The 15485-nt window shown below is 44.9% G+C and carries 11 protein-coding genes; 10 read left to right on the top strand and 1 reads right to left on the bottom strand.

All coding sequences use genetic code 11. From position 1 onward, the window contains the following. Positions 1-249 precede the first annotated feature (249 nt). From secE to rpoC, 8 genes are all read left to right on the top strand, one after another. Positions 250-627, top strand: a complete 378-nt coding sequence (secE, locus tag AB4133_RS16485) for a preprotein translocase subunit SecE (protein ID WP_010435558.1) — start codon at positions 250-252, stop codon at positions 625-627. A gap of 13 nt (positions 628-640) precedes the next feature. Next, positions 641-1189 (top strand): transcription termination/antitermination protein NusG, encoded by a 549-nt coding sequence (nusG, locus tag AB4133_RS16480; RefSeq protein ID WP_010435556.1) that lies wholly within the window; start codon positions 641-643, stop codon positions 1187-1189. Positions 1190-1402: 213 nt separating this feature from the next. Next, positions 1403-1831: a 50S ribosomal protein L11 gene (gene rplK / locus AB4133_RS16475; protein WP_010435555.1), complete on the top strand. Its 429-nt coding sequence runs from the start codon at positions 1403-1405 to the stop codon at positions 1829-1831. Between the two features lie 4 nt (positions 1832-1835). After that, entirely contained in the window at positions 1836-2540 is a 705-nt protein-coding gene (gene rplA / locus AB4133_RS16470; protein ID WP_017068866.1) for a 50S ribosomal protein L1, read from the top strand. 250 nt (positions 2541-2790) lie between these two features. Then, on the top strand, positions 2791-3285 hold the full coding sequence (gene rplJ / locus AB4133_RS16465; RefSeq protein WP_017060524.1) for a 50S ribosomal protein L10: 495 nt from the start codon (positions 2791-2793) through the stop codon (positions 3283-3285). Positions 3286-3342: 57 nt separating this feature from the next. After that, a complete protein-coding gene (gene rplL / locus AB4133_RS16460; protein WP_017060525.1) occupies positions 3343-3711 on the top strand; it encodes a 50S ribosomal protein L7/L12 in 369 nt (122 codons plus the stop codon). A 235-nt stretch (positions 3712-3946) separates the two neighbouring features. Further along, positions 3947-7975 (top strand): DNA-directed RNA polymerase subunit beta, encoded by a 4029-nt coding sequence (gene rpoB, locus AB4133_RS16455; protein ID WP_017065638.1) that lies wholly within the window; start codon positions 3947-3949, stop codon positions 7973-7975. 92 nt (positions 7976-8067) lie between these two features. After that, the gene (gene rpoC / locus AB4133_RS16450) at positions 8068-12270 is read left to right on the top strand and encodes a DNA-directed RNA polymerase subunit beta' (protein ID WP_017060527.1); all 4203 of its coding nucleotides are present in this window, start codon (positions 8068-8070) and stop codon (positions 12268-12270) included. Positions 12271-12600: 330 nt separating this feature from the next. Here rpoC and AB4133_RS16445 read toward each other — a convergent pair whose 3' ends face one another. Continuing rightward, a complete protein-coding gene (locus AB4133_RS16445) occupies positions 12601-13098 on the bottom strand; it encodes an Rsd/AlgQ family anti-sigma factor (RefSeq protein ID WP_032546263.1) in 498 nt (165 codons plus the stop codon). A 165-nt stretch (positions 13099-13263) separates the two neighbouring features. Between AB4133_RS16445 and nudC the strand changes: the two genes are divergently transcribed. Beyond that, positions 13264-14073 carry an NAD(+) diphosphatase gene (nudC, locus tag AB4133_RS16440; protein WP_017060529.1) on the top strand — a complete coding sequence of 270 codons (810 nt, stop codon included), beginning with the start codon at positions 13264-13266 and terminating at the stop codon, positions 14071-14073. 299 nt (positions 14074-14372) lie between these two features. Further along, the gene (gene hemE / locus AB4133_RS16435; RefSeq protein WP_017060530.1) at positions 14373-15440 is read left to right on the top strand and encodes a uroporphyrinogen decarboxylase; all 1068 of its coding nucleotides are present in this window, start codon (positions 14373-14375) and stop codon (positions 15438-15440) included. The last annotated feature ends 45 nt before the right edge of the window (positions 15441-15485 follow it).

Here is a 15485-nt window from a genome sequence, read left to right as displayed (position 1 = left end):
GTGTTGTAGCTAAAATCTTTGCATAAGATTTGACGAACCACTAGTAAAAAGGGCATCATTTGATGCCCTTTTTCTGCGCTAAAAAAAGAGTTGGATGTTTTGACATCGATTTTTGCTCTTAGCAAAGAATTAAACGGTCTTTTTGACTAAAATGACTGTTAGATGTGTTGTTTTGCAACGCAAAGGAATGTGCCCTGCAACAGCGGGGTTATTGTCGTCTATATTTAAGACTTATCACAGGTTGGTTTTATGAAAGCAAACGCTGAAACTCCTGATAGCTCAGGTGCAGCAGATACAATGAAGTGGATTGTCGCTTTTGTTCTGTTGGCTGCTGCTGTTGTGGGTAATTACCTGTATGGTGAATTGTCTGTTGTAATTCGCGCTGCAGGTGTAGTTGTGCTGATTGCTGCCGCACTAGGCGTTGCAGCAACAACAACTAAAGGTAAAGCTGCGATCGATTTTGCAAAAGAATCTCGTATGGAGATTCGTAAAGTTGTTTGGCCTACTCGCCAAGAAACTATGCAAACTACATTGATCGTTTTAGCTGTATGTATTGTTATGTCTCTAGTGCTTTGGGGAATTGACGGCATTATGGTCCGTCTAGTTTCTCTAGCAACTGGGGTGTAGAGGGTTCTGATTCATGAGTGAAGCTCCAAAAAAACGTTGGTATGTAGTTCAAGCCTTTTCTGGCTTTGAAGGTCGTGTTGCACAGTCGCTACGCGAGCATATTAAAATGCACAACATGGAAGAACTATTTGGCGATGTGCTAGTACCTACTGAAGAAGTAGTGGAAATGCGTGCAGGCCAACGCCGTAAAAGTGAACGTAAATTCTTCCCTGGCTACGTATTAGTTCAAATGATCATGAATGATGAATCATGGCACTTAGTACGCAGCATTCCGCGTGTTATGGGCTTCATTGGTGGTACCTCTGATCGTCCTGCACCAATCACTGATAAAGAAGCTGATGCTATCTTGAACCGTCTAGAGAAAGCGAGCGAGTCTCCACGTCCTAAGACAATGTTCGAAGCGGGTGAAGTGGTTCGTGTGAACGATGGTCCATTTGCTGACTTCAACGGTACTGTTGAAGAAGTAGATTACGAGAAAAGCCGCATTAAGGTATCTGTATCGATCTTTGGTCGTGCAACACCGGTTGAGCTTGAATTTGGTCAGGTTGAAAAACTGGACTAAAACTCTAAGTTTTGAACAAGCTGTGGATAAATACTTCATAAGTTGTTCAAAATAAAAGAGTATAAAAAATCACCTTTTTAGGGTTGTTAAAGGCGCGAATTATGATTATAATTTCGCGCCTTTTTGCTTCTGTGGAAGTGAAAAAGAGTTAATTGAATTTATGGGGAGCTCGCCTTGCGGCTAGCGCATGTACCCAAAATATTAGGAAATATCATGGCTAAGAAAGTTGAAGCTTATATCAAACTGCAAGTTGCAGCTGGTATGGCAAACCCAAGTCCACCGGTTGGTCCTGCTCTAGGTCAACACGGCGTGAACATCATGGAATTCTGTAAAGCGTTCAACGCAAAAACAGAATCTGTTGAGAAAGGTCTACCTACTCCAGTAGTTATTACTGTTTACAACGACCGTTCTTTCACGTTCGTAACTAAGACTCCACCTGCTGCTGTTCTTCTTAAGAAAGCTGCTGGCGTTAAGTCTGGTTCAGGTCGTCCAAACACTGAGAAAGTTGGTACTGTTACTGACGCTCAAGTTCAGGAAATCGCAGAAACTAAAGCTGCTGATATGACTGGTGCTGACATCGAAGCAATGAAACGTTCTATTGCTGGTACTGCTCGTTCAATGGGCCTAGTGGTAGAGGGATAAGATCATGGCTAAACTTACTAAGCGTATGCGCGTAATCCGCGACAAAGTTGACTCAACTAAAGAATACGAAATCAACGAAGCTGTTGCTCTTCTAAAAGAACTAGCGACTGCTAAATTCGTTGAGTCTGTAGACGTTGCTGTTAACCTAGGCATCGATGCTCGTAAATCTGACCAAAACGTTCGTGGCGCAACTGTGCTACCTCACGGTACTGGCCGTGACATCCGCGTTGCTGTTTTCACTCAAGGTGCAAACGCAGAAGCTGCTAAAGCTGCTGGCGCAGATATCGTTGGTATGGAAGATCTTGCTGAGCAAGTGAAAAAAGGCGAAATGAACTTCGACGTAGTTGTTGCTTCTCCAGATGCAATGCGTGTTGTTGGTCAACTAGGTACAATCCTAGGTCCACGCGGCCTTATGCCAAACCCTAAAGTTGGTACTGTAACTCCTAACGTTGCTGAAGCGGTTAAGAACGCTAAAGCTGGTCAGGTTCGTTACCGTAACGACAAGAACGGCATCATCCACACTACTATCGGTAAAGCATCTTTCGAAGCTAGCCAGCTTCAAGAGAACCTAGAAGCACTTCTAGTTGCTCTTAAGAAAGCTAAGCCTTCTTCAGCTAAGGGTACTTACCTGAAGAAAGTAAGCATCTCTACTACGATGGGTGCTGGTGTTGCTGTTGATCAAGCTAGTCTTGATACTCAAGCAAACTAATTTGCTTAGGCGCAGATTTAGTGTATACTTCTGCGCCTAATATTTGTGGTTGGGTGGTTTTAAAGCAATTTGAAATCATCTATCCCAAGACCGTAGGCGCTGTCGATTTTCATTAGATTATTGATAGCTTAATAAAACCTACGTAGGCGATGTTGTGGTTTGAAGTGGATTTATTCATTTTTAAATAACATCGTAAACGCTCAATACATTTTGTATTGGGTGCTGTAATCACAACCAGAGGTTAATCCAAATGGCTTTAAATCTTCAAGACAAAAAAGCAATTGTTGCTGAAGTCAACGAAGCTGCCAGTGGTGCACTTTCTGCAGTTGTAGCTGATTCTCGTGGCGTTGAAGTTGGCGCAATGACTTCTCTACGTAAACAAGCTCGCGAAGCGGGTGTTTACATGAAAGTTGTTCGTAACACACTAGCACGCCGTGCGGTTCAGGGTACAGACTACGAGTGTCTAGTAGACACTTTCACTGGTCCAACTCTGATCGCGTTCTCTAACGAGCACCCAGGTGCTGCAGCGCGTCTTTTCAAAGACTTCGCTAAAGAGAACAAAGATTTCGAGATCAAAGCTGCTGCATTTGAAGGCGCAGTTACTGATGCTGAAGTACTAGCGACACTACCAACTTACGACGAAGCTATCGCACGCCTAATGATGTGCATGAAAGAAGCTTCTGCTGGCAAGCTGGTTCGTACTATCGCTGCACTACGTGACCAAAAAGAAGAAGCAGCGGCTTAAGCCTTGCTTTTCACTGGTTGCAAATTAAACTTATTGTTGACTTAAAAGAGAATTGTTATGTCTATTACTAACGAGCAAATCCTAGACGCAGTTGCAGAAATGTCTGTAATGCAAGTTGTTGAGCTTATCGAAGCTATGGAAGAGAAATTCGGCGTTTCAGCTGCAGCTGCAGTTGTAGCTGGTGGCGCAGCTGGCGGCGACGCTGCTGCTGAGCAAACTGAATTCGACGTAATCCTAACTGCTGCTGGCGCTAACAAAGTACAAGTTATCAAAGCTGTACGTGGCGCAACTGGCCTAGGTCTTAAAGAAGCTAAAGGTCTTGTAGACTCAGCTCCTGCAGCGCTTAAAGAAGGCGTTGACAAAGCTGAAGCTGAAGCTCTTAAAGCACAGCTAGAAGAAGCTGGCGCTTCTGTTGAAATCAAGTAATTATTACTTAATTTCATAGCCGCAAGGCTAATGGCTGGTGGTTTATTAACCACCGGCCTTTTTGCGCTGTAGGGCTATGACGAAATTTCCGCTGTTTAACCGTCATAATCCGAGCAAAAAAACAGTCATTTTTTCGAAATGATTGTTCACTACCACTAAACAGCTGTTTGTCACCACCCCCTCTGAAGAGTGTTTTGGGTGGTTTGGGTCACTTATCAGCGAGCTGAGGAACCCCATGGTTTACTCTTATACCGAGAAAAAGCGCATCCGTAAGGATTTTGGTACTCGTCCACAAGTTTTGGACATTCCATACCTGTTATCGATCCAGCTTGATTCTTTCGACAAATTCATCGAACAGGATCCAGAAGGTCAATACGGTCTTGAAGCTGCTTTCCGTTCTGTATTTCCAATTCAGAGCTACAACGGCAATTCTGAGCTGCAATACGTTAGCTACCGTCTTGGTGAGCCAGTTTTTGACGTTAAAGAATGTCAAATCCGCGGTGTTACTTACTCAAAGCCACTACGCGTAAAACTACGTCTAGTTATCTTTGATCGAGATGCACCAGCAGGTACTGTAAAAGACATTAAAGAACAAGAAGTCTACATGGGCGAAATTCCGCTTATGACAGACAATGGTACTTTCGTAATTAATGGTACCGAGAGGGTTATCGTATCCCAGCTGCACCGAAGCCCAGGCGTGTTCTTCGACAGTGATAAGGGTAAGACCCACTCATCAGGTAAAGTTCTTTATAACGCACGTGTAATTCCTTACCGTGGCTCATGGTTAGACTTTGAGTTCGATCCTAAGGATAACTTATTCGTACGTATCGACCGTCGTCGTAAGCTACCAGCATCGATTATTCTTCGTGCACTTGGTAAATCGACTGAAGAGATCCTAGATCTGTTCTTCGACAAGGTGAACTTCGAAGTTAAAGACCAAACTCTTCTTATGGAGTTGGTTCCTGATCGTCTACGTGGTGAAACTGCGTCATTCGACATCGAAGCAAACGGAAAAACTTACGTTGAGACTGGTCGTCGTGTTACTGCTCGTCATATCCGTCAACTTGAAAAAGATGGCGTTGAGCACATCGAAGTACCAGTAGAGTACATCGTTGGTAAAGTTGCATCTAAAGATTACATCAATGAAGCAACTGGCGAGATCATCGTTGGCGCGAACCAAGAGATTAGCCTAGAAGCACTTGCTAACCTGTCTCAAGCAGGTCACAAGTCTCTACAAACTCTGTTCACGAATGACCTAGATCACGGTCCATTCATGTCAGACACTCTACGTGCAGATAGCACAGTAGATCGCATCTCTGCATTGGTAGAAATCTACCGCATGATGCGTCCTGGCGAGCCACCAACGAAAGAAGCTGCAGAGTCTCTATTCGAAAGCCTATTCTTCTCTGAAGAACGTTACGACCTATCAACTGTAGGCCGTATGAAGTTCAACAGCTCTATCGAGCGTGAAGAAGAAGAAGAGCGCGGTACTCTGGATGAATCAGACATCATCGAAGTGATGAAGAAACTGATTGGTATCCGTAACGGTATTGGTGAAGTGGACGATATCGACCACCTTGGCAACCGTCGTATCCGTTCTGTAGGTGAAATGGCAGAAAACCAATTCCGTGTTGGTCTAGTTCGTGTAGAACGTGCCGTTAAAGAGCGCCTAAGCCTTGGTGACCTTGATGCAATCATGCCTCAAGATCTTATCAACGCTAAGCCGATCTCTGCTGCAGTTAAAGAATTCTTTGGCTCTTCACAGCTTTCACAGTTCATGGACCAAAACAACCCATTGTCAGAAGTTACGCACAAACGTCGTATCTCTGCTTTAGGTCCTGGTGGTCTTACTCGTGAGCGCGCAGGCTTCGAAGTACGTGACGTTCACGTAACTCACTACGGTCGTCTATGTCCGATCGAAACGCCTGAAGGTCCAAACATCGGTCTAATTAACTCACTATCTGCGTTTGCACGTTGTAACGATTACGGTTTCCTAGAAACTCCGTACCGTCGTGTAGTAGATGGTGTAGTAACAGAAGAAGTTGATTACCTGTCTGCAATCCAGGAAGGTCAATTCGTAATCGCGCAAGCAAACACCATTCTTACTGAAGAAGGTACGTTTGCAGATGAGCTAATCACAGCTCGTCAAAAAGGTGAATCTGGTCTTCACCCACGCGATCACGTTGACTACATGGACGTTGCGACAAACCAAGTAGTATCTATCGCTGCTTCGCTTATCCCGTTCCTAGAACACGATGATGCGAACCGTGCATTGATGGGTGCCAACATGCAACGTCAAGCTGTACCAACACTTAAGGCTGATAAGCCTCTAGTAGGTACTGGTATCGAACGTAACATCGCAGTTGACTCTGGTGTTACAGCGGTTGCTAAACGTGGTGGTCAAGTTCAGTCTGTAGACGCTTCTCGTATCGTAGTTAAGGTTAACGAAGATGAATTGGTACCTGGCGAAGCTGGTATCGATATCTACAACCTAACTAAGTACACGCGTTCGAACCAAAACACATGTATTAACCAACGTCCAACTGTACTTCCTGGTGAACCAGTTGCACGTGGCGATGTTCTTGCTGATGGTCCTTCAACAGACCTTGGTGAACTAGCTCTTGGCCAAAACATGCGTATCGCATTCATGCCTTGGAACGGTTACAACTTCGAAGACTCGATCTTAGTATCTGAGCGCGTAGTTCAAGAAGACCGTTTCACGACAATCCACATCCAAGAACTATCTTGTGTGGCTCGTGATACTAAGCTGGGTTCTGAAGAGATCACAGCTGATATTCCAAACGTAGGTGAGTCTGCTCTGTCTAAACTAGACGAGTCAGGTATCGTTTACATTGGTGCTGAAGTTAAGGGTGGCGACATCCTAGTTGGTAAAGTAACCCCTAAAGGTGAAACTCAACTGACTCCTGAAGAGAAGCTACTACGTGCTATCTTCGGTGAGAAAGCATCTGATGTTAAAGATACTTCTCTACGTGTACCAAACTCTGTTTCGGGTACTATCATCGATGTACAAGTCTTCACTCGCGATGGCGTAGAGAAAGACAAGCGTGCACTTGAAATCGAACAGATGCAGCTTAAAGAAGCTAAGAAAGACCTAACTGAAGAGTTCCAAATTCTTGAGGGTGGCCTTCTTAACCGTGTTAAAGCTGTACTTCTGTCTGGTGGTTACTCTGAAGCTAAGCTTGATACTATCGGTCGTAAGCAATGGCTAGAGCAAGTTCTAGAAGACGATGCGCTACAAACACAGCTTGAGCAACTTGCTGAGCAGTGGGATGAGCTAAAAGCAGACTTCGATAAGAAGTTTGAAACTAAGCGTCGTAAAATCACTCAAGGTGATGATCTAGCGCCTGGCGTTCTTAAGATTGTTAAAGTTTACCTAGCGGTTAAACGTCGTATCCAGCCTGGTGATAAGATGGCCGGTCGTCACGGTAACAAAGGTGTAATCTCTAAGATTAACCCTGTTGAAGACATGCCATACGATGAGAAAGGTCAGCCTGTAGACATCGTACTTAACCCGCTGGGTGTACCATCGCGTATGAACATCGGTCAGATCCTAGAAGTTCACTTAGGTTTGGCTGCGAAAGGTATCGGTGACAAGATCAACCAAATGGTTAAGGAACAACAAGAACTGCATAAGTTCCGTGAGTTCCTACAGAAGGTTTACGATCTTGGTGATACTCGTCAGAAAGTTGATATTGCTGAACTGTCTGATGATCAAGTTCGTACACTGATCAAGAACCTACGTGGCGGTCTACCGATTGCTACTCCTGTGTTCGACGGTGCTTCTGAGTCTCTAATCAAAGAACTACTTAAACTGGGTGATCTGCCAGAATCTGGTCAGCTTAAACTGTTTGATGGTCGTACTGGTGATTCGTTTGAGCGTCCTGTAACTGTTGGTTACATGTACATGCTGAAACTGAACCACTTGGTTGATGACAAGATGCATGCTCGTTCAACTGGTTCTTACAGCCTAGTAACTCAGCAACCACTTGGTGGTAAAGCTCAGTTCGGTGGTCAGCGTTTCGGTGAGATGGAAGTATGGGCACTAGAAGCATACGGTGCTGCATATACTCTACAAGAAATGCTAACAGTTAAGTCAGATGACGTTAACGGCCGTACTAAGATGTATAAGAACATCGTAGACGGTAACCATAGCATGGAACCTGGTATGCCTGAGTCGTTCAACGTACTGTTGAAAGAGATTCGCTCGCTAGGTATCAACATCGAGCTAGAAGACGAAGAGTAATCCCTCCTTCTTTTTAAAAGAAGATAGGATTATTTGGTAAAAGGGAGCTTGCTACAGCAGTGAGCTCCTTTAACTCCTTACAGGAGCTGAATGTGAAAGACTTATTAAACTTTCTAAAAGCACAGCATAAGACCGAAGAATTTGATGCAATCAAAATCGGTCTATCTTCACCAGACATGATCCGTTCATGGTCTTTTGGTGAAGTTAAAAAGCCGGAAACAATTAACTATCGTACGTTCAAACCTGAACGTGATGGTCTGTTCTGTGCACGTATTTTTGGTCCAGTTAAAGACTACGAATGTCTTTGTGGCAAATACAAGCGCCTGAAGCACCGTGGTGTTATCTGTGAGAAGTGTGGCGTTGAAGTTACACAAACTAAAGTTCGTCGTGACCGCATGGGCCACATCGAGCTAGCTTCACCAGTTGCTCACATCTGGTTCCTAAAATCACTGCCGTCTCGTATCGGTCTACTAATGGATATCCCTCTACGTGATATCGAACGTGTTCTTTACTTCGAGATGTACGTAGTAACTGAACCAGGTATGACTGATCTAGAAAAATCTCAGATGCTTACTGAAGAAGAGTATCTGGATCGTCTAGAAGAGTGGGGTGACGAATTTACTGCTAAGATGGGTGCTGAAGCGATCAAAGATCTGCTTGCAACAATGGACCTTCATCAAGAAGTGGAAGAAATGCGCGAAGAGTTAGAAACGACTAACTCAGAAACTAAGCGTAAAAAAGTTACTAAGCGCCTGAAGCTAGTTGAAGCGTTCATTGCATCGGGTAACGATCCGCAATGGATGATTCTGACTGTACTTCCGGTTCTGCCGCCAGATCTACGTCCTCTAGTACCACTAGATGGCGGTCGTTTTGCGACTTCAGATCTGAACGACCTTTACCGTCGTGTGATCAACCGTAACAACCGTTTGAAGCGCCTTCTAGAGCTAGCTGCTCCGGACATCATCGTACGTAACGAAAAGCGTATGCTGCAAGAGTCTGTTGATGCACTTCTAGATAACGGTCGTCGTGGTCGTGCTATCACTGGTTCTAACAAGCGTCCTCTGAAATCTCTTGCTGATATGATCAAGGGTAAACAAGGTCGTTTCCGTCAGAACCTTCTAGGTAAACGTGTAGACTACTCTGGCCGTTCTGTAATCACAGTAGGTCCATACCTTCGTCTACATCAGTGTGGTCTTCCTAAGAAGATGGCACTTGAGCTATTTAAGCCGTTCATCTACAGCAAGCTAGAAACTCGTGGCATGGCTACGACAATCAAAGCTGCTAAGAAGATGGTAGAGCGCGAAGAAGCTATCGTTTGGGATATCCTGGACGAAGTAATCCGCGAACACCCAGTACTGCTTAACCGTGCACCTACACTTCACCGTCTAGGTATCCAAGCGTTTGAACCAGTACTAATCGAAGGTAAAGCGATTCAGCTTCACCCACTAGTGTGTGCGGCATACAACGCCGACTTCGATGGTGACCAAATGGCGGTACACGTGCCTCTAACTCTAGAAGCACAGCTTGAAGCACGTACACTGATGATGTCGACGAATAACATTCTGTCGCCAGCGTCAGGTGATCCGATCATCGTACCTTCTCAGGACGTTGTATTGGGTCTTTACTACATGACACGTGACAAGATCAACGTGAAAGGCGAAGGTATGTACCTTGCTGGCCCTGCTGAGGCTGAAAAGGCATACCGTACTAAGACTGCTGAGCTACACGCTCGCGTTAAAGTACGTATCACCGAAACTGTAGTAGACGAAGATGGTAACAGCACTACTGAAACGAAGATGGTTGATACAACTGTCGGCCGTGCAATGCTATGGCAAATCGTTCCAGCTGGCCTACCGTACAGCATCGTTAACCAAAAGTTAGGTAAGAAGCAGATCTCTACTCTTCTTAACGAGTGTTACCGTAAGCTTGGTCTAAAAGATACAGTAGTATTTGCTGACCAAATCATGTACGCAGGTTTTGCATACGCTGCACTTTCTGGTGTTTCTGTAGGTATCGACGATATGGTTGTACCTCAAGCGAAATACGATGAAATTGAATCTGCTGAAGAAGAAGTTCGCGAAATCCAAGAGCAATTCCAATCTGGTCTTGTTACTGCGGGTGAGCGTTACAACAAAGTTATCGATATCTGGGCATCTACGAATGACCGCGTTGCGAAAGCAATGATGGATAACCTATCTTCTGAAACAGTTATCAACCGTGACGGCGAAGAAGAACAGCAAGAATCGTTCAACAGCATCTACATGATGGCCGACTCGGGCGCACGTGGTTCTGCAGCTCAGATTCGTCAGCTAGCAGGTATGCGTGGTCTGATGGCGCGTCCAGATGGTTCAATCATCGAAACGCCGATCACAGCGAACTTTAAAGAAGGTCTAAACGTCCTTCAGTACTTTATCTCAACGCACGGTGCTCGTAAGGGTCTTGCGGATACAGCACTGAAAACAGCAAACTCGGGTTACCTAACTCGTCGTCTAGTAGACGTTGCTCAAGACGTTGTAGTACACGAACATGACTGTGGCACGCATGAAGGTATCGACATGATGCCTCACATCGAAGGTGGTGACGTTAAAGTTGCACTTTCTGAGCTTGCTCTAGGTCGTGTAGTAGCTGAAGACGTTCTTAAGCCTGGTACTGAAGATGTACTGATTCCACGTAATACTCTGATTGATGAGAAGTGGTGTCAAATCATGGAAGACAACTCAGTAGATAGCATGAAAGTGCGCTCTGTTGTTACCTGTGATGCAGACTTCGGTTGTTGTGCACAGTGTTACGGTCGTGACCTAGCACGTGGTCACCTAGTGAACCAAGGTGAAGCAGTTGGTGTTATCGCTGCACAATCTATCGGTGAACCGGGTACACAGCTAACGATGCGTACGTTCCACATCGGTGGTGCGGCATCTACTGCAGCAGCAGAGAACAGCATCCAAGCTAAGACAACTGGTACTGTGAAACTTCACAATGCTAAGTTCGTAGTTAACAAAGATAAGAAACTGGTTATCACTTCTCGTGCATCTGAGATGACGATTATTGATGAATTCGGCCGTACTAAAGAGAAGCACAAACTTCCTTACGGTTCGATGCTAACCAAAGGCGACAACGCAGCAGTTACTGCTGGTGAAGTTGTAGCTAACTGGGAAGCGCATACCATGCCAATCATCACTGAAGTGGCAGGTCGTATCCAATTCGTAGATATGATCGATGGTATTACAGTTTCTCGTCAAACTGACGATCTAACGGGTCTTTCTTCAAGTGAAGTTACAGACGCAGCAGCTCGCCCAGCAGCAGGTAAAGATATGCGTCCAGCTATCAAACTTGTTGATGAGCAAGGTAACGACGTAATGATCCCTGGTACTGATATGCCAGCTCACTACTTCCTACCTGGCAAAGCGATTGTAAACATCGAAGATGGCGCTGAAGTTGGCATCGGTGACACACTATCTCGTATCCCTCAAAAATCGAGCGGAAACAAAGATATCACCGGTGGTCTACCACGCGTAGCTGACCTATTCGAAGCTCGTAAGCCTAAAGAGCCTGCGATCCTTGCTGAGCACACAGGTACTGTGTCTTTCGGTAAAGAAACGAAAGGTAAGCGTCGTCTAGTAATCACTCGTGAAGGCGGTGACGCTTACGAAGAGATGATTCCTAAGCATCGTCAATTGAACGTGTTCGAAGGTGAGAAGATTGAACGTGGTGATGTAATCGCCGACGGTCCTGAAACTCCACACGATATCCTGCGTCTACGTGGTATCCACGCAGTAACTCAGTACATCGCGAACGAAGTTCAAGAAGTTTACCGCTTACAAGGCGTAAAGATTAACGATAAGCACATCGAGACTATCGTTCGTCAAATGCTACGTAAGTGTACAATCACTCATTCTGGTGACTCTCCGTTCCTACCTGGCGAACAAGTTGAGTACCACAATGTTAAGATTGCTAACCGTAAGCTAGAAGCTGAAGGTAAAGAACTAGTACGTTTCGAACGTGATCTACTAGGTATTACTAAAGCATCTCTTGCAACTGAGTCATTCATCTCAGCTGCATCGTTCCAAGAAACGACTCGCGTACTAACAGAAGCTGCGGTTTCTGGTAAGCGTGATGACCTTCGCGGTCTGAAAGAGAACGTAATTGTTGGTCGTCTGATCCCAGCTGGTACTGGTTTCGCATACCACCAAGAGCGTCAAAAACAACGTGAAGAAGAGCAAGAAGGTCCTTCAGCTGAACAAGCTACTGACAATCTAGCAGCACTTCTAAACGCTGGTTTCTCTTCAGAAGAGTAAGCTCTACGAGTAGTCTCTAAGAGATAAGAAAAAGGCACCTTCGGGTGCCTTTTTTGTATCTGGCGTATTGGTATTTAGCTATGACTTATAAAGTGATAGGTGTGCTTATCTAGCTGGTGAGGTTGGATTTATGTCCTGAAGAGTGCTCTTTGAGGCCAGTAAGATAAAGGGTAGAGATCACTAGGCTGATTAGGGCTGTAACCATATGCTTATGGCTAAAGGTCAGGGCGAGCGAGTAAGCTCTGTCTGAAAGGTTCTGGGTAGTTTGGATAACCTTACAGACAAAACAAAAAGCTTGCACAGAGGCAAGCTTATTAAGGATTCGGCTAACTATGCGCCTGGTGGAATCGCTAAACTGTCTGCAATAAGCTGGATAAGATTATCTTCTACTTCAAAACGTAGTTCGAGTAGTTCACCTACTTTGGACATATCTCCTTCGAAGTTAGGCAACTCATCGTCTGCATTTACTTTAACGTACTTATCATTGAATTCTAGAAGCGGCTCGGTTGTAAGTACGATCTTCGCGTAAGTTGTATCAATCTCGTCATTGGTTTTAAAGCCTGTTGCTTGCCATTTTTTCATGACCATATCGTAGATCTTAAAATGACCCTCTGAGATATAATCGACAACATGATCACAGAATGAGCTTATTTCTTTAGGGGAAGGGAGTTCAACAACGTTTGATTGCCCGTTGCTAGCTGGCTGCAAGGCACCTAGCTTACAATACTCAACGATTAGAGACTGTCGAGTTTCGAGCCAATGATCGATGACCTCATTAGAGCCACCCCATTGTTCTTGTATTTGTTTGAATTTATTTAGCATGACCATGTCCTCATGATCTGATCACAACCTTGTGATCAAGTAATTGCCTAAGCAGGGTCCGTTTTATTGGTAGCTACTAAAAGTAATAGCTTGAAATATTCTCTGCTACAACTCTAGTATGAAATTAGATTGCCAGTAAAATGAACGAACTGCAAGCAATGAGGCATAGGGATGTTAAAAAAAAGTGATAACAAAATGACAGAGCAAGCTTATTGGTGCGTCGTTTCTGGTAGTGATATTTGGGTTAATAATGATCAGTTTCCGTTTGGCTCTGCTGAAGAGCTTGGGCTGAGTGTGGAGCATGCAATCTGTATTGGTCAGCATCAAGGTCGCAAGGTGTATTGGCTCAACGATTGTGATGTGGAGAATGAGCTGAGCATGGTCAGCCTAAGAGAGTTACTGCACTGGCCTGAAGTGAGTTTCTTGACTGCAAGCAAAGCCATCCAATATGGGCATATGACTCAAAGTATGCGTTTTTGCCCTCAGTGTGGTGGTCGAAATCATCTCAACCATAACCAGGTGGCGATGCAGTGTGGAGATTGCCGCACACTTCATTATCCTCGTATCTTCCCGTGCATCATTGTCGCTGTACGAAACGACAACAAGATATTGCTTGCGCAGCACCCAAGACATAAGACAGGTATGTATACCGTGATAGCGGGCTTCCTAGAGGTCGGAGAGACCTTAGAGCAGTGTGTGGCAAGAGAAGTCAAAGAAGAAACGGGTATCGATGTCGATAATATTCGTTATTTTGGCAGCCAGCCATGGGCGTTTCCATCGAGTATGATGATGGGCTTTCTCGCAGATTATGCTGGTGGTACGCTCAAGCCTGACTACAGCGAGCTATCGGATGCTCAATGGTTTGACGTAACAAGCCTGCCTGATGTTGCTCCTGTTGGAACCATTGCGAGACAGTTGATTGAGAAAACCGTTGATGACGTGATGAAAGATGGTGTGACTGAGCAGATACTAGAGCACTAATTTGCCTGTGATAGTATTTGGCCTATGGGTGATCAAAAGCTAAAAAAAACCCTCCACAAGTGGAGGGGGTAAGTAAGATGTCGTTATGAGATGCTGAGTAGTGACTACTCAGATGTTATAATTGTAATTTTCGCTAGCGAACAAATTTTTAACATGCTCCCGTAATTGGGTGCAAATTAAGCATTGATTTAAAAGTTAATAACTTGATCTAGGTTGCAAAGCACAAAGCTTTTACCCTTCAATCAGTGTTAGAATACTTGCCATCAAAACTAGACAAGATTGAATTGGAATTTAACGGAATGACCGAATTAAAAAACGATCGCTATTTACGCGCACTTTTAAAACAGCCTGTTGATTACACACCGGTATGGATGATGCGCCAAGCTGGCCGCTATCTTCCTGAATACAAAGCAACGCGCGCTGAAGCGGGCGATTTCATGTCTTTGTGCAAAAACGCGGAACTGGCATCAGAAGTAACACTTCAACCTTTACGTCGTTTCCCGCTTGATGCGGCAATCTTGTTCTCAGACATCCTAACTATCCCTGATGCAATGGGCTTAGGTTTGTACTTTGAAACAGGTGAAGGTCCTAAGTTTGAGCGTCCTATCACGTGTAAAGCTGACGTAGAGAAGATTGGCCTACCTGATCCAGAAGGCGAGCTTCAATACGTAATGAATGCCGTTCGTCAGATCCGTAAAGACCTGAAAGGCGAAGTGCCACTGATTGGTTTCTCTGGTAGCCCATGGACTCTAGCGACATACATGGTTGAAGGTGGAAGCTCTAAAGCATTCACTAAGATCAAGAAGATGATGTACGCAGAACCACAAACGCTGCACCTGCTTCTAGACAAGCTGGCTGACAGTGTTATCGAATACTTGAACGCGCAAATTAAAGCGGGTGCTCAATCGGTAATGGTATTTGATACATGGGGTGGTGTACTGACTCCTCGTGACTACAACCTATTCTCACTGCAATACATGCACAAAATCGTTGATGGCCTAATCCGTGAAAACGAAGGTCGTCGAGTACCGGTTACTCTGTTCACTAAGAACGGTGGCATGTGGCTTGAGTCTATCGCAGCAACAGGTTGTGATGCGGTTGGTCTAGACTGGACAATCAACATCGCAGATGCAAAAGCTCGCATCGGCGACAAAGTTGCTCTGCAAGGTAACATGGATCCTTCAATGCTTTACGCTCAGCCTGAACGTATTCGCGAAGAAGTGGGCAGCATCCTTGAAGGCTTCGGCGACGGTGGTACAGGTCATGTATTTAACCTAGGCCACGGTATCCACTTAGATGTACCGCCAGAGAACGCTGGTGTATTCGTTGACGCTGTTCACGAATTGTCTAAGCCTTACCACAAGTAATTCTGAGTAAGATTATTGAAAGCGCTGTTGGGAAACCAACAGCGC

The sequence above is a fragment of the Vibrio sp. 10N.286.52.F8 genome (assembly GCF_041468745.1).
In the GTDB taxonomy this organism is placed as follows: domain Bacteria; phylum Pseudomonadota; class Gammaproteobacteria; order Enterobacterales; family Vibrionaceae; genus Vibrio; species Vibrio crassostreae_C.
The sequence above is the reverse complement of the archived record's forward strand: the minus strand, read 5'-3'. Positions and strand labels throughout refer to the sequence as shown.

Bases quoted from the DNA above. Each gene is read 5' to 3' on its own strand.
- secE (WP_010435558.1), top strand. From the start codon at position 250: ATGAAAGCAAACGCTGAAACTCCTGATAGCTCAGGTGCAGCAGATACA.
- nusG (WP_010435556.1), top strand. From the start codon at position 641: ATGAGTGAAGCTCCAAAAAAACGTTGGTATGTAGTTCAAGCCTTTTCT.
- rplK (WP_010435555.1), top strand. From the start codon at position 1,403: ATGGCTAAGAAAGTTGAAGCTTATATCAAACTGCAAGTTGCAGCTGGT.
- rplA (WP_017068866.1), top strand. From the start codon at position 1,836: ATGGCTAAACTTACTAAGCGTATGCGCGTAATCCGCGACAAAGTTGAC.
- rplJ (WP_017060524.1), top strand. From the start codon at position 2,791: ATGGCTTTAAATCTTCAAGACAAAAAAGCAATTGTTGCTGAAGTCAAC.
- rplL (WP_017060525.1), top strand. From the start codon at position 3,343: ATGTCTATTACTAACGAGCAAATCCTAGACGCAGTTGCAGAAATGTCT.
- rpoB (WP_017065638.1), top strand. From the start codon at position 3,947: ATGGTTTACTCTTATACCGAGAAAAAGCGCATCCGTAAGGATTTTGGT.
- AB4133_RS16445 (WP_032546263.1), bottom strand. From the start codon at position 13,098: ATGGTCATGCTAAATAAATTCAAACAAATACAAGAACAATGGGGTGGC.
- nudC (WP_017060529.1), top strand. From the start codon at position 13,264: ATGTTAAAAAAAAGTGATAACAAAATGACAGAGCAAGCTTATTGGTGC.
- hemE (WP_017060530.1), top strand. From the start codon at position 14,373: ATGACCGAATTAAAAAACGATCGCTATTTACGCGCACTTTTAAAACAG.